Source organism: Neotamlana laminarinivorans (assembly GCF_020523925.1).
Lineage (GTDB): Bacteria > Bacteroidota > Bacteroidia > Flavobacteriales > Flavobacteriaceae > Neotamlana > Neotamlana laminarinivorans.
Window position 1 is genome coordinate 240034 of record NZ_JAJAPW010000004.1, and the last position, 23579, is coordinate 263612.

The window sequence follows — 23579 nt, forward strand, 5'->3', positions numbered from 1 at the left end:
AGGATTCTAACAACTAAAAGCTAACAACTAAAAACTAAAATCGAAATGGCAAGAATTGCAGGTGTAGACATACCAAAAAACAAAAGAGGAGTTATCTCTTTAACTTATATCTACGGAGTAGGTAGAAGCAGAGCAAAAGAAATTTTAGCTACAGCTAAAGTTGATGAAAGTACTAAAGTTCAAGATTGGACAGACGATGATATTAGCGGAATTCGTGAAGCTATTGGAGCGTTTACAATTGAAGGTGAGTTACGTTCTGAAACTCAATTAAACATTAAACGTTTAATGGATATAGGATGTAACAGAGGTATTCGTCATAGAGCTGGTCTTCCTTTAAGAGGACAACGTACTAAAAACAACTCTAGAACAAGAAAAGGAAAAAGAAAAACTGTTGCTAACAAGAAAAAAGCATAAGTAAAATAATTTAACAGTCATTAGTTCATTAGTATTTGGACGTTAGAAGAATCTGTTTGAAATGTAAAAGTTTAGGATTCCAATAACTAAAAGCTAGCAACTAAAAACTAAAAGAATATGGCAAAAACAAGCACAAAAAAACGTAAAGTTATTGTTGAGTCTGTAGGTGAAGCTCACGTTACAGCATCATTTAACAATATCATTATTTCACTTACCAATAAAAATGGAGACGTTATTTCATGGTCTTCTGCTGGTAAAATGGGATTTAGAGGTTCAAAGAAAAACACACCTTATGCAGCTCAATTAGCTGCTGAAGATGCTGCAGGAGTAGCGTCAGAAGCAGGTTTAAAGAAAGTAAAGGTATACGTTAAAGGACCAGGTAATGGTAGAGAATCTGCTATTCGTTCAATCCATAATGCAGGTATCGAAGTTACAGAAATTATCGATGTAACTCCATTACCACATAACGGTTGTCGTCCTCCAAAACGTCGTAGAGTATAATTACATTTTAATGTAAGTTAAATAAATATCAGCTATATATAGCTGATATTTATTTTTTTATGTACATTTGCAAACCGAAAAAATAATATAAACAAGTATTAATGAGAGATTAACGTTTGTCGAAGGATAAGATTAAGACCTTAATTCACAAACACTCTCTAAATTTAATTTAAAATGGCAAGATATACTGGTCCTAAAACTAAAATAGCTCGTAAGTTTGGCGAAGCTATATTCGGAGATGATAAATCTTTCGAAAAAAGAAATTACCCTCCTGGGCAACACGGTAACAACCGTCGTCGTGGTAAAAAATCTGAATACGCTATCCAGTTAATGGAAAAGCAAAAAGCTAAATATACTTACGGTATTTTAGAAAGACAATTTAGAGGCTTATTTAAAAAAGCTAGAGCTGCACAAGGTATTACAGGTGAAGTTTTACTACAATTATGTGAATCTAGATTAGATAATGTTGTTTTCCGTATGGGAATTGCTCCAACAAGAAGTGGTGCAAGACAATTAGTTTCTCATAGGCACATTACTGTAAATGGTGAATTGGTAAATATTCCTTCTTATCAATTAAAAGCTGGTGATGTTGTTGCTGTAAGAGAAAAATCTAAATCTTTAGAAGCTATTGAAAGATCTTTAGCAAATTCTAGTAATGTTTTTGAGTGGATTACATGGAATAGTGACACTAAACAAGGAACTTACGTTTCTGTACCACAAAGAATTCAAATCCCAGAAAATATCAACGAGCAATTTATCGTCGAATTATATTCTAAATAATAAATTAACACCATTGGTATTTAGCCAAAGGGTTTATTCGTATTTCTTCAAACTTATAAACCGCGCAACTAAATAACAATTAAAACGAAGAAAAACTATGGCAGTATTTAATTTTCAAAAGCCGGATAAAGTAATCATGATTGATTCAACTGATTACGAAGGCAAATTCGAATTCAGACCTTTAGAACCAGGTTATGGTTTAACAGTTGGTAACGCTTTACGCAGGGTATTACTTTCCTCTTTAGAGGGATTTGCTATTACTTCTGTTAGAATTGAAAGTGTAGACCATGAGTTTTCAACTATAGCTGGAGTTGTAGAGGATGTTACCGAAATCATTTTAAATTTAAAACAAGTACGTTTTAAAAGACAAATTGATGATATTGATAACGAATCAGTTTCAATTTCAATATCTGGTCAAGAGAGAATTACAGCTGGAGATTTCCAAAAATTTATTTCAGGATTCCAAGTATTAAATACAGAATTAGTAATCTGTAATTTAGACCCTAAGGTAAACTTAAATATGGAAATTACTATTGAAAAAGGTAGAGGTTATGTACCTGCTGAAGAAAACAAAAAAGCTTCTGCACCAATAGGTACTATTTTTACCGATTCAATTTATACACCAATTAAAAACGTTAAGTATAGTATTGAAAACTATCGTGTAGAACAAAAAACTGATTACGAAAAATTAGTTTTTGAAATTTTAACCGATGGATCAATAACTCCACAAGACGCTTTAACTGAAGCTGCAAAAACATTAATTCACCACTTCATGTTATTCTCTGATGAGCGTATAACACTTGAAGCTGATGAAATAGCACAAACTGAAACTTATGACGAAGAATCACTTCACATGAGACAGTTACTTAAAACTAAATTAGTTGATATGGATTTATCTGTACGTGCACTTAACTGTTTAAAAGCTGCCGAAGTAGATACTTTAGGAGATTTAGTATCATTTAATAAAAACGATTTAATGAAGTTCCGTAACTTTGGTAAAAAATCATTAACTGAGCTAGAAGAACTAGTAAATGTTAAAGGTTTAAACTTCGGAATGGACTTAAGCAAATATAAATTAGACAAAGATTAATTTTATAAACTCCTTTATAATTTGCTCCTTAAATAAGTTGTAGCAAGATAAAGGTTTAACACAAAAGTCATGAGACACGGAAAAAAGATTAACCATTTAGGCAGAAAAACAGCTCACAGAAAAGCAATGTTAGCTAATATGGCATGTTCTTTAATAGAGCACAAACGTATTAACACTACTGTAGCAAAAGCAAAAGCTTTAAAACAATTTGTTGAGCCGTTAGTAACAAAGTCTAAAGAAGATACAACACATAACAGACGTATTGTTATGTCACGCCTTAGACAAAAAGATGCGGTTACTGAACTATTTAGAGAAGTAGCTACTAAAGTTGCAGACAGACCAGGTGGTTATACACGTATTATTAAATTAGGAAATCGTTTAGGTGATAATGCCGATATGGCTATGATTGAGTTAGTAGATTACAACGAAATTTACAACGCTGATAAACCTAAGAAGAAAACAACAAGAAGAAGCAGAAGAGGTGGTTCTAAACCAGCTGAAGCTGCTCCAGTTGAAACTAAAGCTTCTAACGAAGAAGAATAAATGTTAATAAGCTTAAAAAATATAAGGGCAAACTATTTTAGTTTGTCTTTTTTTTTTATGTAAATTTAAAAAATCATTAATCAAAAATTTTTTAAATGAAATTAGTTTATCTTTTAATTACACTTGTCTTTATTAATAAAGGTTTACATGCTCAAACTGATCTAAATGTAGTAGTAAACAAATCTTATTTTGATATAAATACAGGTAGCAATTTTATGAGTGGTTTTACCGTCAAATCACCAATAATTAATAACCAAATTGAAGGAAATTATTATTTGTTTAATAATTGGTTTCAAGCAGCATTTGTTTATGATTTAGAAAATAAAGGCTATAAGATTTCTAATTCAAATTTTAACATAAAGGATAATGCCATTGAGGTTAAATTGCCAACTGAAGAAGGTAAGGAACCAGAGAAATTTATCTTCGATTCTGATAAAATATCCAAATTTGTGTTTAAGAATCATTTTTTCGTAAAAAAGATGATAGATGATAGTGGTGAAAAATATTTTGTAGAAGCATTAATAAAAGAAGGAAATATAAAATTATATAAATATCAATACACAGAGATTTTAGAGGCATCTTTTAATAAAATGACTCAGAAAAAATTAGGAAAAGATAAGATACTTATAAAATATAGATACTTTATCGAACGTAATAATGGTGCTTTAAATGAAATTAAACTTAGCAAATCGGGTATTATTAAAGCTTTAAATAATTCAACAAAATTAAAACAATATATAAAAGAAAATAAACTTAAAATGAAAAAAACTGTTGATTTTATTAATGTTATTAATTATTTTAATTCAATTTAATAATACATTTTAAATTTGCAATTCAACCAACCTAAAATATTTCTAAATTATTTATTTCTAAGATTTGTTTTCTTTAAACTTTGTTAATTAAAGTTTAAATTTATTATAAATGTATAGTTACGTACTTGTTTTTTTTAATTTTAAACTCAAACATTAAAATTAACATTATGCTCTACAAAATTAATTTATTAACAATATTTTTTATTAGTACTTTCTCAATAGCTCAAAATACTGATGCCGAAATTGTAATAGAAGGCAACACAATGAACATGTCAGGAAAGGGGAACTTAAGTAATGGTTTCTGGGTAAAATCTAGCAGTATAAAAAAAGAAGTAGTAGGCACTGACTATATGGTTGAAAACTGGGCAGAAACAGTAGAGTTACATGATGTAAAAAATAAGTCATATAAAATACCTAATTCCAACTTTAATATTACTCATAATAGATTAGAATCTAAAATAGGTGATGATAAAAAGGCAAAAACCTTTATTTTCGATAAAAAAAATGTTAATGATTTTGTATTGCAAAATCATTTATTTGTTAAAAAACAAATTGATAAAAAAATCACATATGTCGAATCACTATCTAACGAGGTCGGCGTAAATTTATATAAATATTACTTTTCAGAAGTTATTGAAGCTGCATTCAACACTATGACTCAAAAAAAAATGGGTAAGGATAAAATTGTGATAAAGACTAAATATTATCTTGAAAAACAAGAGAATGTACTAACTGAATTGAAATTTAGTAAATCAGGAATTATAAAATCATTATCTAATTCTACAGAATTAAAAAAATATATTAAATCTAATCATTTAAAAATGAAAGAAGAGAAGGAATTTATAGATGTTTTACATTATTATAATACCATATAATTTTGTTAATTAAATAAATATAAGGGCAAACTATTTTAGTTTGTCCTTTTTTTTGTGCAATTTTGTGAAACTTTTTTTTAAATGAGATATCAAAAACGACAAAAAGCCATTATTCTCCTAGCAGATGGCACTGTTTTTTACGGAAAGGCAGTTGGTAACAAGCAAGGTACTTCCTTCGGTGAGGTTTGTTTTAACACAGGTATGACTGGATATCAAGAGATATTCACAGATCCTTCATACTTTGGTCAAATCATGGTAACAACAAATGCTCACATTGGTAATTATGGAATCAATGAAGGCGAAGTTGAATCTAATTCTGTTAAAATTGCAGGTTTAGTGGTAAAAAACTTTAGTTACGAATATTCCAGAGAAGCTGCTGACAATTCTCTTGAAGTATTTTTAAACGATAATAATCTTTTTGCTATATCCGATGTTGATACACGTGCACTTGTTAGCTATATCAGAGAGCATGGAGCAATGAATGCTGTAATATCAACAGATGTAGCGAATATTGATGATTTGAAAAAGCAATTAGCAGAATTTCCTAAAATGGAAGGTTTAGAACTAGCTTCTAAAGTTTCTACTAAAGAGCCTTATTATTATGGAGATGAAAATGCTACATATAAAGTTGCAGCTTTAGATTTAGGGATTAAAACCAATATTCTTAGAAACTTAGCTAAACGAGATGTTTACATTAAGGTATTTCCATACACAGCAAAATTTGAAGATTTAGAAGCTTTTAACCCTGACGGTTATTTTATATCTAACGGTCCTGGAGATCCAGAACCATTAGTTGAGGCTCAACAATTAGCTAAAGAAGTTATAAAAAGAAATTTACCATTATTTGGAATTTGTTTAGGTCACCAAATAATAGCTTTGGCTAATGGGGTATCTACTTATAAAATGTATAATGGACATAGAGGAATAAATCATCCTATTAAAAATTTAATTACTGGTAAAGGCGAAATTACTTCTCAAAATCATGGTTTTGCCATAAATAGAGAAGAAACAGAAGCTAATTCAGAATTAGAAATAACACATGTGCATTTAAATGATAATACTATTGCTGGTATTGCGATGAAAAATAAAAATTGTTTTTCGGTACAGTATCATCCAGAAGCTAGTCCAGGACCACATGATGCATCGTATTTATTCGATCAATTCATAGATAATATTAAAAAATAGTTTAAGAAAAACTCAAAAACAGTTAATTGTTTTTGAGTTTTTTTTTAATACTAAAACGTTATCGAAATGTTTTTTTAAATTCTTTTAAAAAGCATTAAATAATAACAAGATTAAACCGTAAATTTGAATAAAATAAAGATTAAAATAAACTTATTATGAGTGTAATAGTTAACGTTCACGCAAGACAAATTTTAGATTCTAGAGGAAACCCTACTGTAGAAGTAGATGTAGTAACAGAAAACGATGTTTTAGGTAGAGCCGCAGTGCCATCTGGAGCATCAACAGGAGAGCACGAAGCCGTTGAGTTAAGAGATGGTGGAAATACCTATATGGGTAAAGGTGTTTTAAAAGCTGTTGAAAATGTTAACGCTATTATCGCTCAAGAATTATTAGGTGTTTCAGTTTTTGAACAAAACCTAATTGATAAAATAATGATTGAGTTAGATGGAACATCTAATAAATCAAAATTAGGAGCCAACGCCATTTTAGGTGTATCTTTAGCAGTAGCTAAAGCAGCAGCTGGAGAGCTTGGTTTACCTTTGTACAGATACGTTGGAGGTGTTTCAGCAAACACATTACCAGTACCTATGATGAATATTATTAATGGAGGTTCGCATAGCGATGCGCCAATAGCATTTCAAGAATTTATGGTAATGCCAGTAAAAGCCAAAAGCTTTACACATGCCATGCAAATGGGAACCGAAATTTTTCATAACCTAAAAAAAGTATTACACGACCGTAACTTAAGTACAGCAGTAGGTGACGAAGGTGGTTTTGCTCCAACTTTAGATGGAACAGAAGATGCTATTGAAACTATAGCAAAAGCTGTTGAAAATGCTGGTTACAAATTTGGAGATGAAGTAATGATTGCTCTAGATTGTGCTTCTGCAGAGTTTTATGTTGATGGAAAATATGATTACTCTAAGTTTGAAGGAGAAACAGGAGTTATCAGAACAAGTAAAGAGCAAGCAGATTATTTAGCCGAATTAGTTGAAAAATACCCAATTATTTCTATTGAGGACGGTATGGATGAAAACGATTGGGATGGTTGGAAATATTTAACTGAGATTGTTGGAGATAAAGTACAATTAGTAGGAGACGATTTATACGTAACTAACGTAGAGCGTTTATCAAAAGGTATTGAAAACGGTATTGCTAATTCAATATTAATTAAAGTAAACCAAATAGGTACTTTAACCGAAACTATTGCAGCTGTTAATATGGCACATAACGCAGGTTATACATCTGTAATGTCTCACCGTTCTGGAGAAACAGAGGATAATACTATTGCAGATTTAGCAGTAGCATTAAATACAGGTCAAATTAAAACAGGTTCTGCTTCACGAAGCGATCGTATGGCAAAATACAATCAATTATTACGTATTGAAGAAGAATTAGGAGATGTTGCTTATTTTCCTGGTAAAAATGCATTTAAAGTAAAGTAAAATCAAGTTATATTTTACACAAAAAAGCGGTTGTTGTTAAATAATCGCTTTTTTTATGTTTATTACTAAAATTAATAGCAGTATTTATTAAATCATTTAAAATAGGCTTTAAAAATAGAGGTATATTTATTATTTTAGCCTTCGGCAAAAAATAAACATAAAATACAACATTAAACATGGCAAATACTGCTACATTAGAAATAAACGGTAAAAAAACCGAATTTCCTTTAATAAAGGGAACAGAAGATGAAGTTGCAATAGACATCTCGAAATTAAGAGCGTCAACAGGTGGGGTAATTACTGTAGACCCAGGATATAAAAATACGGGTTCTTGTGAAAGTGCCATTACTTTTCTTGATGGGGAAAAAGGTATTTTAAGATATCGTGGATATTCTATAGAAGAATTAGCTGAAAAAGCAGATTTTTTAGAGGTAGTTTATTTGTTAATTTTTGGAGAACTTCCAACAGCAAGCGAATTAGATAAATTTGAAAATGATATTAAAGCTAATTCACTTGTAGATGACGATGTAAGAAAGATTCTTGAAGCGTTTCCAAAAAATGCACATCCAATGGGTGTGTTATCTTCATTAACAAGTGCTTTAACCGCATTTAATCCAATATCGGTTAATATAGAGTCGCAAGAAGACATGTATAACGCTATTGTAACAATTTTAGGGAAATTTCCATTATTAGTTGGTTGGACAATGCGTAAGAAAAAAGGTTTACATTTAAACTATGGAAAGAAGTCTTTAGGTTACGTAGAAAACTTAATGTACTTAATGTTTAAACAACCAAATGAAGAGTTTGAAGTTAATCCTATTATAAAAGATGCTTTAGATAAGTTGTTAATTCTTCATGCCGATCACGAACAAAACTGTTCTACATCAACAGTAAGAATTGTTGGTTCTTCTCATGCCGGTTTGTTTGCATCATTATCTGCTGGTATTTCAGCACTATGGGGTCCACTTCATGGAGGAGCAAACCAAGCCGTGTTAGAAATGCTTGAAGCTATAAAGGCCGATGGTGGAGATACTAAAAAATACATGGCAAAGGCTAAAGATAAAAATGATCCGTTCCGTTTAATGGGCTTTGGGCACAGAGTTTATAAAAATTTCGATCCAAGAGCAAGAATTATTAAAAAGGCTGCCGATGAAGTTTTAGGAGATTTAGGAATTAGCGACCCAATTTTAGATATTGCAAGAGGTCTAGAAAAAGAAGCTTTAGAAGATCAGTATTTTGTAGATAGAAAATTATACCCTAACGTAGATTTCTATTCAGGTATTATTTACCGTGCTATGGGTATTCCTGTTGAAATGTTTACTGTAATGTTTGCTCTTGGCCGTTTACCTGGTTGGATAGCCCAATGGAGAGAAATGCGTTTACGTAAAGAACCAATTGGTCGTCCAAGACAAGTTTATATTGGGGAAAACGAAAGAGCATTTAAAGCTATAAACGAAAGATAAAAATAGTTTTAAATAAAACTTTAAAATATAAAGCTTCATAAGTTAGTTCTTGTGAAGCTTTTTTATATTTACAGTATGTTAAAACTAAATGTTAAAAACGAAACTTCAAGGCTTCGTGCAGTAATCTTAGGAACTGCAGTAAATAATGGATCGGTACCAAAACTTGAAGATTGTTACGACCCAAAGAGTAGGGAGCATGTGCTATCTGGAACTTATCCTAAGGAGGAAGATATGATTTTAGAAATGGAAGCTGTAGCAAAGGTTTTTAATAAATATAATGTACAAGTTTTTAGGCCAACAGTTATACTTAACTGTAACCAAATATTCTCTCGAGATATAGCTTTTGTTATTGAAAATAAAATAATTCGAGCAAATATTTTACCAGACAGGGAAGAAGAAGTAAAAGCGATACAACACGTTTGGAATCAAATAGAACCTGAGCATAGGATAATTTTACCAGAGGCTTGCCATATTGAAGGAGGAGACATAATGCCTTGGAACGATTATATATTTATTGGAACATATACCGGTGATGATTATCCAAATTTTATAACAGCTAGAACCAATAAAGAAGCTGTAAAAGCCATTCAAGAACTTTTTCCAAATAAAAAAGTAAAAGCTTTCGAGCTAAGAAAGTCTAATACCAATGCTAAAGAAAACGCATTACATTTAGATTGTTGTTTTCAACCGTTAGGGAAAGGAAAAGCAATACTTCATAAAAACGGATTTTTAGTTGAAAAAGAATACAATTGGTTAGTTGATTTTTTTGGGAAAGAAAATATTTTTGAAATTACAAAGGAGGAAATGTATAACATGAACAGCAATGTGTTTTCAATTTCTGAAGAAGTAATTATTTCCGAGCAAAATTTCACTAGGTTAAACCAATGGCTAAGAAATGAAGGTTTTGTAGTTGAAGAAGTTCCGTATGCCGAAATAGCAAAACAAGAAGGTTTATTACGTTGTTCAACCTTACCCTTAATTCGCGATTAAATATATTGTTTATAGAATAAAAAGGCCTTTACAATTAGTAAAAGCCTTTTGTTTAAAGTAAAAAGTGTTTTTAATCAACACCTAAATAAGTAAGTGATTCATCTGTTACAGGAATGGCGTAAACTCGCCAAAGAGTGTCGTATCCAGCATACTTCCATAAAACTTCACCATTATTCGATACTTCCCAAACAGTACCATCTCTTCCCTCAGCAATAAGTGTGTTACCATTAGGTGTTCTAACAGCACCGCCTAAACCAGCACTATATAATTCAGAATCTGTAAATGACCAAACTAATTCTGGTTCGTTGTTAGTCCCACTAACAAGTTGGTAAGGCGGGTTTAATTCATATTCGAAAACCGCAGACTGATTATCATAAATATTGTTTGAGAAAACTAGCATATTACCCGTATCTAGTAAATTAGGATAATGTACATCGTTTAATGTTACATCTCCAATATTGTCGTAAGTTAATGGGTTGCCAAAACGATAAATTAAGTCGCCTCCTAAGTTATAATTTCCGCCAGAGCTTGTAGCGGCTTCGGCAGTAGTAGTACTATGGTCTATTACCCAAACCTCGCTATAGTTATTAATAGTAACATAAATAATGTCGTTATCTTCATCAACAGTAATTCCGTTGGCATGCATAATATCGCCATTATCTTGCGAGCTGTTATAATTAATATCAATTTTATTAGGGTTTTCTTCAACAGAACCATAATTAAGTTTGGTGCTGTCGTAGTCTTGAATTAAATGATCTGTGGCGTGCCATTCCCAAACAATTTCTTGGGTTAACGGATTCATTTCTACAATAGCTTCTGGGTAAATGTCTTGACTTCCAGAAAAACCTTGTTCGGCAGCATCACTAGCTGTAAGCTCTTCCCAAACGGGAAAAATAATATTTCCGTTAGATAGGTATTCTACATCGTGATGTGCGGTTTGAGTAGTTGTACTATACGATACTTCCCAATCTGTGGTTTGGTCGGCATTAATTTTTTGAAATTTTCCGCCATAACCACCAAAGGTAATTGCAGCATCATTGGCTTTTAAACAAACAATCATACTACCATCGCTTAATAAACTAGCATCATTGCCTATGGCATCGTCAAAGTCCCAACTAAAAAGTATATCACCATCATGATCAATAATATCTGCACCTTGCCCTGTTTGATCAACTACTAAAATATATGTAGAAGTATCATAATCCGAATCATCATTATTTGTTTGTTCGGTGTCGTTATCATCATTGTTACAAGACGTAAATAATGCAATAAGGACGATTACTAACAGCTGTTTTGTAACAGCTAAATTTAATTTTAACATATTTTTCATAATAAAGTTTTATTTAAATCTTTAGATGAGATTTTTTATAAAAACACGCACTTTATGATGAAAAATAAAATTAGGTTTAGAGTGTTATCAGGTTTTATACATTTATAAAACTGTAAAAGGTAATTTAAACCAGTAGATTACTTAATCTTTTTTTAGACTAGTATAAAAAATACGCCTTATTTTTTCTGAGGAAATAAAACAGCAGCCATAATTTAAATCGTCATAGATTTTTGTTAGCGATGTATTTTTAGCTACTTCATTTTCTGTTTTCCCTTTTTCAATTTCAGCTAAAACATTAGTTTTTAAAGTTTCAAGCATATTTAAAAAGGTTTTGTAATCGTTTGTTGTAGCGACACTACCATGGCCAGGAATTATTTTAGTGTTTTCATCAATTAACATAAGGCTTTTTTTAACGGCATTAATATAACCATTAACACTACCTCCAGATTTTAAATCTATATATGGGTAACGACCATTAAAAAAAGTATCGCCGGTGTGTAATACATTGCTTTCGGTAAAATAAATTACAGCATCGCCATCTGTGTGAGCGTTGTCTACATGTATCATCATGACTTCTTCATTGTTAATATACACATTCAACTCACTATTAAAAGTTATTACTGGAAGTGCTTTTTTAGATTGTTTTGTGTTAGCTTTTATTCGATTGTAAACGTTGTTATGTGCAATTATAGGTGTGTTTAGCGTTGCGATATTTTCATTTCCTCCTGTATGATCTCCATGATGGTGTGTATTAGCTAAAAACTTTATAGGTTTATCACTTAAGGTTTTTATGGCCTCTAAAATTTTAGGTGTTAAACCCGCAAATTGGCTGTCTATCATTAAAATACCGTCGGCGCCAATTGATAAACCAATATTTCCACCTTGTCCCTCTAGCATATAAATGTTTTCAGTTAGCGGTGTTGTGGTAATAATAATGTCTTTTTTGTTTTGAGCTGAGGCAGATATTATAGTGCAGCAAAAAAATAAAAAATAATAGAAGTCAAGGTTTTTCATATCAGTAATAGCTTTTTATGTAAAATTACAATTTTTAATAAATATTAAAAACATTGCCCAAAAGGCTTTTATAAAGTATCTTTGCACTCGCAAAACAAAACGGGCATAGCCTTAAAGCAATTGAGCAAAACCAATACTTCAATAACAGCACCTTCTGTAATTTCAGATTTTAAAGAAATCACTAAAATGCGATTAGCACTAAGTGTGGTATTTTCGTCGCTGGCCGGATATTTATTAGGTGTTGAAGTGGTTGAAGTAAAAACCTTAATTCTTTTAGCTTTAGGTGGTTATTTTATGGTAGGGGCTTCAAATGCTTTTAATCAAATAATTGAAAAAGATTTAGATGCTTTAATGAGCCGTACAAAAAATCGTCCTATTCCATCAGGTCGTATGTCGGTTACTACAGCATTTATAATAGCTTGTACTTTCACGATTTTAGGTATCGTTATTTTATACACCATTAACAAGCAAACAGCTATGTTTGGTGCTATTTCAACATTTTTATATACATCTGTTTACACGCCTTTAAAAACAAAAACACCACTTGCCGTTTTTGTGGGAGCTATACCAGGAGCCATACCTTTTATGTTAGGTTGGGTTGCTGCTACAGATGATTTTGGAATAGAACCAGGAACACTTTTTGCGTTACAGTTTTTTTGGCAATTCCCGCATTTTTGGGCTATTGGATGGTTTTTATTTGATGATTATAAAAAAGGCGGATTTTTTATGCTGCCAACAGGAAAACAAGATAAAGGTACAGCGGTACAAACTATTATGTACACTATCTGGACTATTATGGTATCAATAATTCCTGTTTTTGGCTTTACAGGTAGGCTACAACTTTCTGTAATTGCGACTATAGTAGTGTTTTTATTAGGTTTATGGATGTTGTATTACGCTATAAGATTGTTTAGATTAATGACAGAGAAAGCTGCTAAACAGCTTATGTTAGTAAGTGTATCTTACATATCGTTGGTACAAATTGTATATGTAGTCGATAAATTTTTACATTAAATTATGGATTTAACTCAAGGAACTCCTCAAGAAAAAAATATTAGAGCAAAAAAAATGATGCTTTGGTTTGGCATTATTTCACTTATTATGTCTTTTGCTGGCTGGACAAGTGCATTTGTAGTAAGTAGTTCACGTCCCGATTGGTTGAAAGATTTCCAGTTACCAAATGCATTTATAATTAGCACAGTAGTTATAATAATAAGTAGTGTAACTTTTTTTATGGCAAAAAATGCTTTGAAAAAAAATAATAAAAGTCTAACAACAATATGGTTAGTAATAACTTTAGTGCTAGGTGTTGTTTTTATTTTTAATCAATTTCAAGGTTTTCAAGAAATAATTAATCTAGGTTATAACTTTACAGGACCAACGAGTAATGTAACTATGTCTTATATTTATTTAATTGCTGTAGTTCATATTTTACATGTTGTTGTAGGTTTAATTTGTTTGTTAGTAGTTATTTTTAATCATTTAAGAAATAAATATTCTGTATCGAACAGGCTAGGTTTTGATTTAGCAGCCACCTTTTGGCATTTTATAGATATTCTTTGGGTGTATTTATTTTTGTTTCTTTATTTTGTGGGATAACAAAAAATGTAAATCAACTTTTATTTAAAGTGGGTATAATTTGTAGTTTGATGTTTTATTACATAAATAAAATACCTATTTTTGTGCAACTTTTATAAACAATAACCAAAATTTATGAGTACAGCAGTAGCAGAAGGCAAAACATGGAGCGGAGGAAACGAGCCATTAAAAGCTAGTTACGGAAAGATGATGATGTGGTTTTTCATCCTTTCAGATGCCTTAACTTTTTCTGGGTTTTTAGCAGCCTACGGATTTTCAAGATTTAAATTTATTGATGCATGGCCAATTGCCGATGAAGTGTTTACACACGTACCATTTTTACATGGGCAAGAACTACCAATGATTTATGTAGCCTTTATGACATTTGTATTAATCATGTCTTCGGTTACTATGGTATTAGCTGTAGATGCAGGTCATCATTTAAATAAAGCAAAAGTTACTATTTATATGTTTTTAACTATAATTGGTGGTATTATATTCGTTGGTTCTCAAGCATGGGAATGGGCTACATTCATTCAAGGAGATTATGGTGCGGTACAAACAAAAGGTGGTAACATTTTACAGTTTGTAGATACCGAAGGTCATCGAGTAGCATTAAGTGATTTTGTTGTTGCTAGCCATACAGACAGAACACAGCACGAAAGTAAAAACGGTTTATGGTTTGTTAACGAAGGTACGTTACCAACTTATAGTGTTCAAGATGTTATTCATGGTTTAGAGTCTCATGAAAATGTTTTAGTGCGAACTCAAACATTAACAGAAGAAGGGGAAAAAACAGTATTATCTAGAACAGAGTCTTTAGAAGCTATAAAAACAAACGGTAAAGCAGTTGTAGAAGGTGCTAATCTTCACGTAAACGAATACGGTTCGCCATTATTTGCAGATTTCTTTTTCTTTATAACAGGATTTCACGGGTTTCACGTATTTTCGGGTATTGTACTTAATATTATCATTTTCTTTAACGTAGTAATAGGTACTTACGAAAAACGTAAGAGCTACGAAATGGTAGAAAAAGTTGGTTTATACTGGCACTTTGTAGATTTAGTTTGGGTATTCGTATTCACATTCTTCTACTTAGTATAACAAAAAAATAAATTAAAATGGCACACGAACATAAATTAGAAATTTTTAGAGGACTTTGGAAATTTAAGTCTAACAAACAAAAAATCTGGGGTGTTTTAGCATTTCTTTCGTTTGTAACTGCAATAGAAGTTGTTTTAGGTATATACAAACCAGAAGGATTAATGGCTAAGTTTTTAGGAATGAAATTACTTAACTGGATTTTCATAATATTAACTATTGTAAAAGCGTATTATATCGCTTGGGATTTTATGCACATGCGCGACGAAACTAAAGGATTGAGACGTGCGGTAGTATGGACAGGCGTTTTCTTAATAATATATTTATCATTTATATTATTGCAAGAAGGAGGATATGTATTTAATGTTTACGATAACGGTTACATAAAACGCGATTTTTAAATATAAAATCAGTTAAATAATAATATTAAGGCGGTTTTTAAACCGCCTTTTTTTATTTTTGCAAAACAAATTTTACAGTGTTTTTATGAGTAAAAGTAAAGCCAGTAGGTATTTTGTTTTGGTAGTATTATTCTTTTTACCAGTGGCATTTCTGTTGCTGTTATATCCTGCAACACATAATTATACACCTCTAGAAATAATAAATGAGAATGTTACTGATTTAAATGGGTTTACATCTCTTACCAAAGAAGACGTTCAATTAAAAGATCATATTACAGTTTTAGGTTTTTTAGGCGAAAACCCAATAGATCATACCATTGCAGCTTCCAATTTAAAAGAATTAGTTTACGATAAATTTAAAGGCTTTAAAAAGTTTCAAATAGTAATGCTTTTACCAACAGGAACCGAAGCTTCGGTTGAAACTGTAAAAAAAGAGATAAGTTCTTATGAAGCTTTAGACTATTGGCATTTTGTTTTTGCATCACCAAATAAAATAAAACAAATACATAATAGTTTAAAAACAGATACACCGCTATCGGCAGATTTATACTCGCAGAAGGTTTTTGTTGTAGATAAAGATTTAACACAACGTGGGAGACTTGATGATAGAGAAGACAATGAAAAAGAAAAAAATAAACCTGTTTATGGTTTAAACGGTTACGATTGTATTGAAGTAGCCGAAATAAAAAATAAAATGAGTGACGATTTGCGTGTATTGTTTACAGAATATCGCCAAAAGCGAAAGGGTGAATTTGAAAACACAGATACAAGGCGCGCTAACGATTTAAAAAATAGCAATGAAGAAAACTAATTATTCATACGTTGGTATAGCATTTATAATATTACTTTTTGGTATTTTATTTGTTCCTAAAATAGTCGATAGAATTACTCAAGGCGATGTAATTAGAAACGAAAGTCGAAGTGATTATGCAAACGATAAAAAAAATCAAGCTTCAGATTTAGTTTTTATTGACAATAATGGTGAAAAACGCAAAGTACCCGAATTTAGTTTTACCAATCAAGAAGGTAAAACAATAACTAATAAAGATTATTTAGGAAAAGTATATGTAGTTGAATTCTTTTTTACAACATGTCCAACTATTTGCCCAAGAATGAATAATAATTTGGTTAAAATACAGGATACATTTAAAGATTTTGAAAATTTTGGTGTAGCATCATTCACCATAAATCCAGATTACGATACTCCAGAGGTTTTAAAAAATTACGCTCAAACATATGGTATTACTAACCCTAATTGGAATTTATTAACCGGAGAAAAAGAGGCAATATATAATTTAGCTAATGCTGGTTTTTATATTTATGCAGCACAAAACGAGAATGTATTAGGAGGCTTCGAGCATTCAGGAAACTTCGCTTTAATAGATAAAAACGGATATATTCGCTCTAGAAAAGACGAAAACGGAAATCCAATAATATATTACAGAGGCATTGTATCTGAAGAAGAACAAACCGACGACGACGGTATAGCCGAAGAAATAAGCATATTAAAAGAAGACATAGCAAAACTTTTAAAAGAATAACATGAATACCAATAAAAATACGCAAGACCATAAAAAATACAATACTTTAATAATTATACTATCTGTAGTTATACCCGTTGTAGTAGCAATACTTTTTGGCGTAAAGTTAGATGTTGAATTACCTATATTTTTACCACCAGTTTATGCAGTAATAAACGGTATTACTGCTGTTGTTTTAGTTCTTGCTGTGTGGCAAATTAAAAAAGGAAACCAAAAGGCTCACGAATTATTAATGAAATTTGCCATAGGGTTATCGTTACTGTTTTTAGTTATGTATGTGTTATATCACATGACTAGTGACTCTACAAGTTACGAAGGTAGTTACGGCGCTATTTATTACACAATTTTAATAAGTCATATAATTTTATCAGTAGCTGTAATACCATTTGTATTAATTACTTATGCAAGAGCCATTACCCAAAATTTTAAATTACATAAAAAGATAGCTAAAATAACATATCCAATTTGGTTGTATGTTGCAGTAACAGGAGTTATTGTTTATTTAATGATTTCACCGTATTATAACTAAATTCAATATTTAGAATTAAAAAAGTAATTTTTTAAAATGAAGCAAAAAGCAGTCCTTTCTTTAATCATTCTATTTCTTTTTTTTAAAGGAAATGCGCAATGTGCTATGTGTCGTGCTGTATTAGAAAGCGAAGAAAGCCAAACTGCAGCCGAAGCCATAAACGACGGCATAGTTTATTTAATGGCAATACCTTACATTTTAGTTGGAGGGCTCATTTATTTTATATACCAGAAATACAAAACCTCAAGCAATAAATAATTTTTTTAATTTTTTTTGTAACATTTTTTTTTATTGATAGTCTAAGAAGAAAGGCTTAACTTAAAGGTCGGCTAATCAATCAAAAATTAAAATGTTAAAAATTAACCAGCTTCACAAATCCTATCCCATAGGAGACTCAAGTTTACATGTATTAAAGGGAATTGATATTTCTGTTGAAGAAGGCGAAATGGTTGCCATAATGGGCTCTTCAGGTTCAGGTAAATCAACGCTTTTAAATATTATTGGTATGTTAGATGAAGCCGATACCGGCGATTATATTCTAGATGGTTTACCAATAAAAAATCTTACTGAAAAAAAAGCAGCAGTTTACAGAAATAAATTTTTAGGCTTTATTTTCCAATCTTTCAATTTAATAAACTACAAAAATGCTATTGAAAACGTGGCCCTTCCATTGTATTATCAAGGAATAAAGCGTAAAGAACGTATTGAAAAAGCAAAATTTCATTTACAAAAAGTAGGTTTATTAGATTGGGCCGATCATTTACCAAAAGAACTTTCAGGAGGGCAAAAACAACGTGTTGCCATTGCTAGAGCATTAGCTGCAAACCCTAAATTATTACTTGCCGATGAGCCAACCGGAGCTTTAGATACTAAAACCTCTCACGAAATTATGGCTTTTATTCAAAGTCTTAACGATGAAGGTAAAACCATTTTAATGGTAACTCACGAAGAAGATATAGCAAATATGTGTAAACGGATTGTGCGTTTGCGAGATGGCGTAATAATGGAAGATAAAAAGGTAAACCAAGTAAGAGCAGAACAATATGTTTGATATAGACCTTTGGCGCGAAATTTTTCAGAGTATAAACATGAATAGAACGCGTAGTTTACTCTCTGGCTTCACGGTAGCTTTTGCAATTTTGTTATTCGCCATACTTTTTGGTATTGCAAATGGCTTACAAAACACATTTGAAGAAGCTTTTGTAGACGATGCAGACAATGCCATTTTTATAAGGTCTGGCTTAACAACTAAAGCAAATAAAGGTTACCAAGCAGGACGGAAAATTCAGTTTGAAAATGAAGATTACGAGTTTGTAAAAGAAGAATTTGGTGATGATATCGAGTATATAACATCACGAGTTTATAAAAATTTAAATGCTTCGTACAAAAACGAGCAGAATACTTATGATATTCGAGCGGTGCATCCAGACCATCAATTTCTTGAAAAAACATTAGTAAAAGAAGGACGCTATTTGAACTTCAACGATATTCAAAACAATACTAAAGTTGTTGTTGTTGGAAGAATGGTAGAAACCGATTTATATAAAACGGTTCCAGCCCTTGGTAAATACATTAATTTAAACGGTATTCAATATAAAATTGTTGGTGTTTTTGAAGATGAAGGAAGCGAATATGAAGAACGCCGTATTTACATGCCGGTTACAACAGCTCAAAAAATTTATGGAAATAACGATTATGTAGATGAAATAAGCCTAACCTATAATCCGGAAATGAATTCCGATCAAGCCTTAGCTTTTGGTAATAAAATTAAAGCTAAGTTAAAAGAACGGTTTTCTGTAGCTCCTTCAGATCAACGCGCTATTAGAATCTGGAATATGGCACAAGGCACAAAACAAGTAGATATAATGACATCTAGTTTAACCGTAATTATTCTAATTATTGGTTTTGGTACCTTAATCGCAGGTATTGTAGGTATAAGTAATATCATGATTTTTATAGTAAAAGAGCGCACCAAAGAAATAGGAATACGTAAGGCTTTAGGAGCATCTCCAAGATCTATTGTGGCAATTATACTAATAGAGTCTATTATAATTACTGCCATTGCTGGTTATGTTGGGCTATTAATTGGGGTTGCAGTTTTAGAGTTGGTTGGGCCATCACTAGAAGTTTATTTTATTAAAGATCCAGGAGTAAGTAACACTTTGGTTGTTGGAGCCACTTTAACTCTAATTATAGCCGGAACTATTGCAGGTTATGTGCCTGCAAAAAAGGCGTCGAGAATTAAACCAATTGTAGCATTAAGAAACGACTAGTATGTTAAAATTTTTATTAGAAAGAGACACTTGGCAAGAAATTTTCGATAGCTTAGGTAAAAACAAACTAAGGTCTATTTTAACCATGGTAGGTGTTTGGTGGGGTATTTTATTATTAATAGGATTGTTAGGTTCTGCCCGAGGTTTAGAGAATGCATTTAACCGCTTATTTGGCGATTTTGCAACAAATACAGTGTTTGTATGGGGACAAAGTACAGACCAGGCTTTTAAAGGTTTTCAAAAAGGCAGACAAGTAAGTTTAAGTTTAAACGATGCCAAAAGTATTGAAGCCAATGTAGAAGGTGTAGAGTTTGTTTTACCAAGAAGCCAGCAAACAGTTAGCGCAACCAGAAATTTTTTATCAGGAAGTTTTCAAATGGCGGGCGATTACCCGCTGCTCGATCAACTTCAGAAAAAGAATTTAATTCATGGGCGTTTCATTAATCAAAATGATATAAATGATAGAAAAAAAGTTGTGGTTATTTCCGAAGACAGCTATCAGCAATTATTCGAAAAAGATGAAGAAGCTATTGGTACTTACATTGAAATAAATGATATTAATTTTAAAGTTATAGGTGTTTTTGAAGTTGGTAATGTAAATATGGGACCACGAACAGATATGCATGTGCCTTTTACTACATTTCAGCAAATTTACAACCGAGGCGATAAAATTGGTTGGATGATGATAACTGGTCAACCAGAATACGATATTAAGCAAATTGAAACAGATGTTAAGTTAATGCTTAAAAACTTAAACGATATTCACCCTGAAGACGAGCGTGCCTTTGGTAGCTTTAACTTAGGTAAAGAGTTTAAAAAAATGACAGGCTTTTTAGTAGGTATGCAATTTTTAACATGGTTTGTAGGGATTGCAACATTAATTGCTGGTGTATTTGCCATAGGGAATATTTTACTTATCACAGTAAAAGAGCGCACTAAAGAAATTGGTGTAAGGCGTGCTTTAGGCGCAACACCGTACGAAATTAAAAGACAAATAGTAACAGAAGCAGTATTTTTAACACTTATGGCTGGGTTATTAGGTATAATAACCGGCGGTTGGATTTTAATTATAATGGACTACTTTTTTGGTCAAGGTCCGGATGCCGCTATAGTAAACGCATCAGTTTCAATAGCAGTTGTGTTTTTAGCCCTATTAATATTGGTAGCTTTAGGCACATTAATAGGCTTAATTCCTGCATTTAAAGCAACAAGTATAAAACCCATAGAAGCATTAAGAGAAGAATAAACAATCAAAAAAATGAATAAAACAGTTAAAATTATTTTAGGAATAGTAGCCCTAATTTTATTAGTATTTGTATTAAAATACTTTAAGGATGCCAACTCAAAATCTATTGAAGATTTTAAAGTAGAAGAACCCTTTTACACATCAATAAATACTAAAGCAGTAGCAACGGGAAAATTAAATCCAGAGGAAGAAATTGAATTAAAACCCCAAATTTCTGGTATTGTTGACGAAATTTTTGTTGAAGAAGGCGATTTAGTAAAAAAAGGCGATTTAATAGCTAAAATTAGAGTTGTACCAAACGAACAGAGTTTAGTAAGTGCAAGCAGTCGTATTAAAAGTGAACAATTAGGGTATAATAATGCTAAAGTATTATTCGATAGAAATAAAGCGTTGTTTGAAAAAGGTGTTATTTCTCAGCAAGATTTTGAAAATAGCGAATTAGCATTTAATCAATCCAAAGAAACTTTAGCACAAGCACAAAATGACTATAAAATTATTAAGCAAGGTTCTATTTCTGGCGGAAGTGCAGCAAATACAAGTATTGTAGCTCAAATACCAGGTACTATTTTAGAAATTCCGGTGCGAGAAGGAGATCAAGTTATACAAAGTAATAACTTTAACGATGGTACAACCATAGCAACAATTGCCGATATGAGTTTAATGATTTTTGAAGGTAAGGTTGATGAAGCCGAAATAGGAAAACTTAAAGAAGGCAAAGAAATAAAAGTAGTTTTAGGAGCCATTAACGACAAAGAATTTCCTGCTACTTTAACCTTTTTAGCACCCAAAGGAATAGAAGAAAATGGCGCAGTACAGTTTACCATAAAAGCCGATGTAAAGTTAGATTCTTTAACAAATATACGCGCAGGTTATAGTGCAAATGCTGAAATAGATATTGAGGCAAAAGATAGTGTTTTAGCTATTCGTGAAGCCTTATTACAATACAACAGAATTACCGAAAAACCTTTTGTAGAAATTCAGCAAGAAGACGGTAAATTTAAAAAAGAAAATGTAGAGCTTGGTTTATCTGATGGTATTAACGTTGAAATAGTTGAAGGTGTTAAAGAAGGCGATAAAATTAAAGTGTGGAACAAAGCATCAAAAGATAATGAGGATGAAGAAGAAAAGTAATTTTACAAAAAAATACATAAAAGCTTTTACGTTTTTAGGGCTGTTTTTATTAGCAGCGTCATTAAACGCTCAAGAAAAAAAATGGACATTAGAAGAATGTGTTTATTATGCACTTGAAAATAACATAAGCATTAAGCTAGCTAAAAATACATTATTGTCAAATAATCAAGATGTTTTAGCGGCAAAAGGGCAGTTTTTACCTTCAGTAGGAGCTGGTGTTACACAATCGCTAAGCCTTGGACAATCTGAAATTTATCCGGGAGCATTTGTAGATCGTACATTTCACTCAACAAGTGTTGGTGTATCTTTATCTCAAACTATTTTTGATGGATTTGCAAATACATACGCCTATAAACAATCTAAGCTTACTAGAGAAACAAATGAATTAGAGTTAAATAGAATAAAAGATGATATTTCCCTAAATGTAGTTAATGCTTATTTAAATGTTTTATTTAACAAAGAAAATTTAGAAACAGCACAAGCGCAATACGAGTTTAGTAAAAAACAATTAAATCAAGTACAAGATTTAGTTGATGCAGGTGTACAGCCAAGAGCAAATATTTACGATGCAGAAGCTACATTAAGTAGAGACGAACAACAAGTTACTTTGTCCGAAAACAGTGTGAATTTAGCGCTGTTATCGCTTTCTCAATTATTACAAGTTCCGTTTAAAGATTTTAATGTTGAAGATGTAGAAGTAGAAAATCCTTCTGCAGAACTTTTATACAAAAGTATTGAGCCAATTTTAGATTATGCTGTTGCCAACAGAAATGAAATTAAAGTAGCCGAAAAAAATATAGAAAGTTCAAAATTAAGTACAAAAATTGCAGAAGGTGGTTATTTACCAAGTTTAACCTTTGGTTATGGGTACAATTCTGGAGCCAATTTCTCTAACTTAATTAGCTATAATTCGTTTTTCGAGCAGTTAAATGATAATCGAGGACATAGTTTTAGTTTATCGCTTAGCATACCAATATTTTCAAGATTTGCAAATAAAACATCTGTAGCTAAATCGGTTATTCAAGAAGATAATAGTTTATTAAACTTACAGCAGGCTAAATTAGATTTAGAAACTAATATTCAAAGTGCTTTTACAGATGCTCAAGCAGCTTTTAAAGCTTTTGAAGCAGCAAAAAAAACATTAGCATCGCAGGAATTAGCTTTTGCAAACTCTAAAGAAAGGTTTGATATAGGAGCCATGACATCGTACGATTTAGAGCAGGCTAGAGTACAATTAATAAATGCAGAATCCTCTTTAATAAACGCTAAGTACGATTTTATTTTTAAAACAAAAGTTTTAGATTTTTACTTAGGTAAACCTTTAACAAATTAATATG

Annotated in this window: 26 protein-coding genes; 24 read left to right on the plus strand and 2 right to left on the minus strand. The window is 31.4% G+C overall.

From position 1 onward, the window contains the following. Positions 1-45: 45 nt before the first annotated feature. The 11 genes from rpsM to LG649_RS10505 all read left to right on the plus strand — a co-directional run bounded on the left by rpsM (position 46) and on the right by LG649_RS10505 (position 10098). Positions 46-414 (plus strand): 30S ribosomal protein S13, encoded by a 369-nt coding sequence (gene rpsM / locus LG649_RS10455; protein ID WP_226543764.1) that lies wholly within the window; start codon positions 46-48, stop codon positions 412-414. Between the two features lie 117 nt (positions 415-531). After that, a complete protein-coding gene (rpsK, locus tag LG649_RS10460) occupies positions 532-915 on the plus strand; it encodes a 30S ribosomal protein S11 (RefSeq protein WP_044631112.1) in 384 nt (127 codons plus the stop codon). 174 nt (positions 916-1089) lie between these two features. Beyond that, positions 1090-1695, plus strand: coding sequence for a 30S ribosomal protein S4 (rpsD, locus tag LG649_RS10465; RefSeq protein ID WP_226543765.1), 606 nt, complete (start codon positions 1090-1092; stop codon positions 1693-1695). Positions 1696-1792: 97 nt separating this feature from the next. Then, positions 1793-2785 (plus strand): DNA-directed RNA polymerase subunit alpha, encoded by a 993-nt coding sequence (locus LG649_RS10470; protein WP_226543766.1) that lies wholly within the window; start codon positions 1793-1795, stop codon positions 2783-2785. Positions 2786-2854: 69 nt separating this feature from the next. After that, on the plus strand, positions 2855-3328 hold the full coding sequence (rplQ, locus tag LG649_RS10475) for a 50S ribosomal protein L17 (protein WP_226543767.1): 474 nt from the start codon (positions 2855-2857) through the stop codon (positions 3326-3328). 95 nt (positions 3329-3423) lie between these two features. Next, positions 3424-4140 (plus strand): hypothetical protein, encoded by a 717-nt coding sequence (locus LG649_RS10480; protein ID WP_226543768.1) that lies wholly within the window; start codon positions 3424-3426, stop codon positions 4138-4140. Positions 4141-4307: 167 nt separating this feature from the next. Beyond that, entirely contained in the window at positions 4308-5015 is a 708-nt protein-coding gene (locus tag LG649_RS10485; RefSeq protein WP_226543769.1) for a hypothetical protein, read from the plus strand. 81 nt (positions 5016-5096) lie between these two features. Further along, positions 5097-6200: a glutamine-hydrolyzing carbamoyl-phosphate synthase small subunit gene (carA, locus tag LG649_RS10490; RefSeq protein ID WP_226543770.1), complete on the plus strand. Its 1104-nt coding sequence runs from the start codon at positions 5097-5099 to the stop codon at positions 6198-6200. Between the two features lie 155 nt (positions 6201-6355). After that, complete coding sequence (eno, locus tag LG649_RS10495) at positions 6356-7645, plus strand: phosphopyruvate hydratase (RefSeq protein WP_226543771.1); 1290 nt, start codon at positions 6356-6358, stop codon at positions 7643-7645. A gap of 176 nt (positions 7646-7821) precedes the next feature. After that, positions 7822-9108, plus strand: a complete 1287-nt coding sequence (locus LG649_RS10500) for a citrate synthase (protein WP_226543772.1) — start codon at positions 7822-7824, stop codon at positions 9106-9108. Between the two features lie 75 nt (positions 9109-9183). Beyond that, positions 9184-10098 (plus strand): dimethylarginine dimethylaminohydrolase family protein, encoded by a 915-nt coding sequence (locus tag LG649_RS10505; RefSeq protein ID WP_226543773.1) that lies wholly within the window; start codon positions 9184-9186, stop codon positions 10096-10098. A 70-nt stretch (positions 10099-10168) separates the two neighbouring features. On the opposite strand, the gene LG649_RS10510 is transcribed toward LG649_RS10505, so the two are convergent. Together LG649_RS10510 and LG649_RS10515 are read right to left on the minus strand one after the other, a co-directional pair. Then, complete coding sequence (locus LG649_RS10510) at positions 10169-11428, minus strand: arylsulfotransferase family protein (protein WP_226543774.1); 1260 nt, start codon at positions 11426-11428, stop codon at positions 10169-10171. Between the two features lie 141 nt (positions 11429-11569). After that, a complete protein-coding gene (locus tag LG649_RS10515; protein WP_226543775.1) occupies positions 11570-12442 on the minus strand; it encodes an MBL fold metallo-hydrolase in 873 nt (290 codons plus the stop codon). A 120-nt stretch (positions 12443-12562) separates the two neighbouring features. Between LG649_RS10515 and cyoE the strand changes: the two genes are divergently transcribed. From cyoE to LG649_RS10580, 13 genes are all read left to right on the plus strand, one after another. After that, complete coding sequence (gene cyoE, locus LG649_RS10520; protein WP_226543776.1) at positions 12563-13456, plus strand: heme o synthase; 894 nt, start codon at positions 12563-12565, stop codon at positions 13454-13456. 3 nt (positions 13457-13459) lie between these two features. Then, positions 13460-14041 carry a cytochrome c oxidase subunit 3 gene (locus tag LG649_RS10525; protein WP_226543777.1) on the plus strand — a complete coding sequence of 194 codons (582 nt, stop codon included), beginning with the start codon at positions 13460-13462 and terminating at the stop codon, positions 14039-14041. A 114-nt stretch (positions 14042-14155) separates the two neighbouring features. Next, a complete protein-coding gene (locus tag LG649_RS10530; protein WP_226543778.1) occupies positions 14156-15124 on the plus strand; it encodes a cytochrome c oxidase subunit 3 in 969 nt (322 codons plus the stop codon). A gap of 17 nt (positions 15125-15141) precedes the next feature. After that, positions 15142-15522: a cytochrome C oxidase subunit IV family protein gene (locus tag LG649_RS10535; RefSeq protein WP_226543779.1), complete on the plus strand. Its 381-nt coding sequence runs from the start codon at positions 15142-15144 to the stop codon at positions 15520-15522. A gap of 85 nt (positions 15523-15607) precedes the next feature. Then, a complete protein-coding gene (locus LG649_RS10540; protein ID WP_226543780.1) occupies positions 15608-16333 on the plus strand; it encodes a hypothetical protein in 726 nt (241 codons plus the stop codon). Further along, positions 16320-17063: an SCO family protein gene (locus LG649_RS10545; RefSeq protein ID WP_226543781.1), complete on the plus strand. Its 744-nt coding sequence runs from the start codon at positions 16320-16322 to the stop codon at positions 17061-17063. The genes LG649_RS10540 and LG649_RS10545 overlap by 14 nt, the downstream gene beginning before the upstream one ends. 1 nt (position 17064) lies before the next feature. Beyond that, positions 17065-17592, plus strand: a complete 528-nt coding sequence (locus LG649_RS10550) for a DUF420 domain-containing protein (protein ID WP_226543782.1) — start codon at positions 17065-17067, stop codon at positions 17590-17592. 36 nt (positions 17593-17628) lie between these two features. After that, positions 17629-17850, plus strand: a complete 222-nt coding sequence (locus LG649_RS10555) for a hypothetical protein (RefSeq protein WP_226543783.1) — start codon at positions 17629-17631, stop codon at positions 17848-17850. Between the two features lie 91 nt (positions 17851-17941). Continuing rightward, a complete protein-coding gene (locus LG649_RS10560) occupies positions 17942-18643 on the plus strand; it encodes an ABC transporter ATP-binding protein (RefSeq protein WP_226543784.1) in 702 nt (233 codons plus the stop codon). Then, the gene (locus tag LG649_RS10565; protein WP_226543785.1) at positions 18636-19865 is read left to right on the plus strand and encodes an ABC transporter permease; all 1230 of its coding nucleotides are present in this window, start codon (positions 18636-18638) and stop codon (positions 19863-19865) included. The genes LG649_RS10560 and LG649_RS10565 overlap by 8 nt, the downstream gene beginning before the upstream one ends. 1 nt (position 19866) lies before the next feature. Continuing rightward, positions 19867-21111 carry an ABC transporter permease gene (locus LG649_RS10570; RefSeq protein ID WP_226543786.1) on the plus strand — a complete coding sequence of 415 codons (1245 nt, stop codon included), beginning with the start codon at positions 19867-19869 and terminating at the stop codon, positions 21109-21111. A gap of 12 nt (positions 21112-21123) precedes the next feature. Beyond that, complete coding sequence (locus LG649_RS10575) at positions 21124-22242, plus strand: efflux RND transporter periplasmic adaptor subunit (RefSeq protein WP_226543787.1); 1119 nt, start codon at positions 21124-21126, stop codon at positions 22240-22242. Continuing rightward, entirely contained in the window at positions 22226-23575 is a 1350-nt protein-coding gene (locus LG649_RS10580; protein ID WP_226543788.1) for a TolC family protein, read from the plus strand. Before LG649_RS10575 ends, LG649_RS10580 begins: the two co-directional genes overlap by 17 nt. Positions 23576-23579: the final 4 nt, after the last annotated feature.

Bases quoted from the DNA above. Each gene is read 5' to 3' on its own strand.
- LG649_RS10535 (WP_226543779.1), top strand. From the start codon at position 15,142: ATGGCACACGAACATAAATTAGAAATTTTTAGAGGACTTTGGAAATTT.
- LG649_RS10565 (WP_226543785.1), top strand. From the start codon at position 18,636: ATGTTTGATATAGACCTTTGGCGCGAAATTTTTCAGAGTATAAACATG.
- rplQ (WP_226543767.1), top strand. From the start codon at position 2,855: ATGAGACACGGAAAAAAGATTAACCATTTAGGCAGAAAAACAGCTCAC.
- rpsM (WP_226543764.1), top strand. From the start codon at position 46: ATGGCAAGAATTGCAGGTGTAGACATACCAAAAAACAAAAGAGGAGTT.
- LG649_RS10570 (WP_226543786.1), top strand. From the start codon at position 19,867: ATGTTAAAATTTTTATTAGAAAGAGACACTTGGCAAGAAATTTTCGAT.
- LG649_RS10555 (WP_226543783.1), top strand. From the start codon at position 17,629: ATGAAGCAAAAAGCAGTCCTTTCTTTAATCATTCTATTTCTTTTTTTT.
- LG649_RS10540 (WP_226543780.1), top strand. From the start codon at position 15,608: ATGAGTAAAAGTAAAGCCAGTAGGTATTTTGTTTTGGTAGTATTATTC.
- LG649_RS10545 (WP_226543781.1), top strand. From the start codon at position 16,320: ATGAAGAAAACTAATTATTCATACGTTGGTATAGCATTTATAATATTA.
- LG649_RS10480 (WP_226543768.1), top strand. From the start codon at position 3,424: ATGAAATTAGTTTATCTTTTAATTACACTTGTCTTTATTAATAAAGGT.
- LG649_RS10525 (WP_226543777.1), top strand. From the start codon at position 13,460: ATGGATTTAACTCAAGGAACTCCTCAAGAAAAAAATATTAGAGCAAAA.
- LG649_RS10560 (WP_226543784.1), top strand. From the start codon at position 17,942: ATGTTAAAAATTAACCAGCTTCACAAATCCTATCCCATAGGAGACTCA.
- eno (WP_226543771.1), top strand. From the start codon at position 6,356: ATGAGTGTAATAGTTAACGTTCACGCAAGACAAATTTTAGATTCTAGA.
- LG649_RS10550 (WP_226543782.1), top strand. From the start codon at position 17,065: ATGAATACCAATAAAAATACGCAAGACCATAAAAAATACAATACTTTA.
- LG649_RS10580 (WP_226543788.1), top strand. From the start codon at position 22,226: ATGAAGAAGAAAAGTAATTTTACAAAAAAATACATAAAAGCTTTTACG.
- LG649_RS10470 (WP_226543766.1), top strand. From the start codon at position 1,793: ATGGCAGTATTTAATTTTCAAAAGCCGGATAAAGTAATCATGATTGAT.
- LG649_RS10575 (WP_226543787.1), top strand. From the start codon at position 21,124: ATGAATAAAACAGTTAAAATTATTTTAGGAATAGTAGCCCTAATTTTA.
- rpsD (WP_226543765.1), top strand. From the start codon at position 1,090: ATGGCAAGATATACTGGTCCTAAAACTAAAATAGCTCGTAAGTTTGGC.
- LG649_RS10530 (WP_226543778.1), top strand. From the start codon at position 14,156: ATGAGTACAGCAGTAGCAGAAGGCAAAACATGGAGCGGAGGAAACGAG.
- LG649_RS10505 (WP_226543773.1), top strand. From the start codon at position 9,184: ATGTTAAAACTAAATGTTAAAAACGAAACTTCAAGGCTTCGTGCAGTA.
- carA (WP_226543770.1), top strand. From the start codon at position 5,097: ATGAGATATCAAAAACGACAAAAAGCCATTATTCTCCTAGCAGATGGC.
- LG649_RS10500 (WP_226543772.1), top strand. From the start codon at position 7,822: ATGGCAAATACTGCTACATTAGAAATAAACGGTAAAAAAACCGAATTT.
- LG649_RS10510 (WP_226543774.1), bottom strand. From the start codon at position 11,428: ATGAAAAATATGTTAAAATTAAATTTAGCTGTTACAAAACAGCTGTTA.
- rpsK (WP_044631112.1), top strand. From the start codon at position 532: ATGGCAAAAACAAGCACAAAAAAACGTAAAGTTATTGTTGAGTCTGTA.
- LG649_RS10485 (WP_226543769.1), top strand. From the start codon at position 4,308: ATGCTCTACAAAATTAATTTATTAACAATATTTTTTATTAGTACTTTC.
- LG649_RS10515 (WP_226543775.1), bottom strand. From the start codon at position 12,442: ATGAAAAACCTTGACTTCTATTATTTTTTATTTTTTTGCTGCACTATA.